The following is a 1,843-nucleotide window of genomic DNA, read 5'->3' on the forward strand; positions in this document are numbered from 1 at the left end:
GGACGGCTCGGCCCACATGCTGAACCTGATGCTGAGCGCGCGCCAGAACGGCCTGGTGGCCGACACGCGCGGCCACAGCATCCACGACAGCGCGCCGTTCTACGACACCTACATCTGCGCCGACGGCCACCACATCACTGTGGGCGCCCTCGAGCCGCAGTTCTACGGCGTGTTGCTGGACGCGCTGGGGCTGGCCGGCGACCCGGACTTCACCAGCCCGCAGTGGGACAAGAAGGCCTGGCCCGCGCGCCGCGCGCGGCTGGCCGCCCTGTTCCTGGCCCACCCGCGCGCGCACTGGCAGGCGCTGCTGGAACCCACCGACGCCTGCTTTGGCGCCGTGCTCAGCCCTGTGGAGGCCGCCGAGCACCCCCACATGCGCGCACGCGGCGTATACATGGAGCACCAGGGCGTGCTGCAGGCCGTACCGGCGCCGCGCTTCGACGGCGCGGCCTATGCGCCCGCAGACGCCTGCCCGCCAGGCACGCACACACAGACCGTGATGGAGAGCCTGCACCAGGCCGGCGCGCAGGCCGTGTGGCGGCAGCGAACGCCTGCCTGAGCCCTGTGGCCTGCAGGCCTGGGCAGCGCAAGGGCGGACAGGGGCTTTGCAGGGCCCGTCCGCGCAACGCTGAATCCACCGGGCACCACTAGCCGAGTCTGAAGGCGCGATGTCCCCACTGCCGGGAACAGGGCCGCTGGACAATGCACCAGCGGCTACCCACATTTCCAGCGCCAGAGTCCCATCCGCCAGGCGAGCGTTCAGAGGAAAGGTGGAACACCTCAACGGGGACAGCCGGCATCCGAAGACCCCAAGACCCCTTGAACGATGACGAGAGCGCCACGGCGCATGGGCAGGTTGGGCCTTGACTGCACAGACCCGCACTGCTGAGCCACGTCATGCGAAGCTGTTCACGGCCGGCCGTGAGGTGGTTATTTGCGCAGCACGCGCACAACCCCCACGATCACGACAACGAGCGCAACAGGCCCCATCCACCACGCCACGCCCCACAGCGATGACGTGCCGCGCAAAGCAAACGCAGTCCCGCCAAGTACGAGTCCGCCAAGGCCAACGAGTAGAAACAGCCATTTCCCGATACCTTCGGATGCCTCGCCAAACATGTGCTCGTCCGAATCGCCCATGCTCATGGCAAGAAGAAAAAACGGAACAATGGAAAGCGTCAGACCCCACTTCGGGGCTCCCCACTTGACCGCAAGCCACGGCGGGACAGCAAGCACAAGCAGCCACACAATCTTTTTCATTCTTTTGCCGGAGTGAGGGATGGGTGGCAACGCTCCGCAGAGCAGATGCCGCCTGGTGCGCCGCAGCCCGTCAAGCGACGTCCATGGGCTGCGCGCCACCGGTTATTCTGAACAAGGTTTCCCGCTGGCAAGCGGTTTGTAGCATGGGCGATGCGTGCCCGGCGCAACAGGCACAGCGATCCCATTCACCCGTCTCCCGGCCGGGCTGATCAGCGGATACGGCTATTCCAGCAGTCAACGCGCGATGCGGCCTCTGGAAGCATGGGGCCGTGGCGTGTCCGGGGACCGACTGGCATGGTTGGCTTCACGCGGTCATTGCAGTGGCCATCCTGTTGACGCAGGCGTGGGGGCTCGCCGCCGGCGCCACACCACCCGACGCGTGGTGATGCCCGGCGGGCCGGAGACGGGCCGCCGCAGACATGCGCACCACGCACCGCCCCCCCGGGGGTGAGATTAAAGGGCAGCGAGCCGCTGCTGCGCGCGGGCGTAGCGCAGCAGGGTTTGCTCGGCCTGCGCCAGCACCGGCGCATCCACCATGCGGCCGTCGAGCACGCACACGCCACCACCGGCCTGCTGCAGCGCC

The 1,843-nt window shown here is 67.9% G+C and carries 2 protein-coding genes and 1 pseudogene; 1 reads left to right on the plus strand and 2 read right to left on the minus strand.

Going from position 1 to position 1,843, the window contains the following annotated elements; genetic code table 11:
* A partial coding sequence (locus ACDELDRAFT_RS21960; RefSeq protein WP_040330553.1) for a CoA transferase occupies positions 1–559 on the plus strand: 559 nt, incomplete at its 5' end.
* 371 nt (positions 560–930) lie between these two features.
* Here the strand turns inward: ACDELDRAFT_RS21960 and ACDELDRAFT_RS21965 are convergent.
* Together ACDELDRAFT_RS21965 and ACDELDRAFT_RS24770 are read right to left on the minus strand one after the other, a co-directional pair.
* A complete protein-coding gene (locus ACDELDRAFT_RS21965; protein WP_005800820.1) occupies positions 931–1,260 on the minus strand; it encodes a hypothetical protein in 330 nt (109 codons plus the stop codon).
* A gap of 453 nt (positions 1,261–1,713) precedes the next feature.
* Positions 1,714–1,843, minus strand: a pseudogene (locus ACDELDRAFT_RS24770) (HpcH/HpaI aldolase/citrate lyase family protein); the annotation flags it as partial.

Source organism: Acidovorax delafieldii 2AN (assembly GCF_000175235.1).
In the GTDB taxonomy this organism is placed as follows: domain Bacteria; phylum Pseudomonadota; class Gammaproteobacteria; order Burkholderiales; family Burkholderiaceae_C; genus Acidovorax; species Acidovorax delafieldii_B.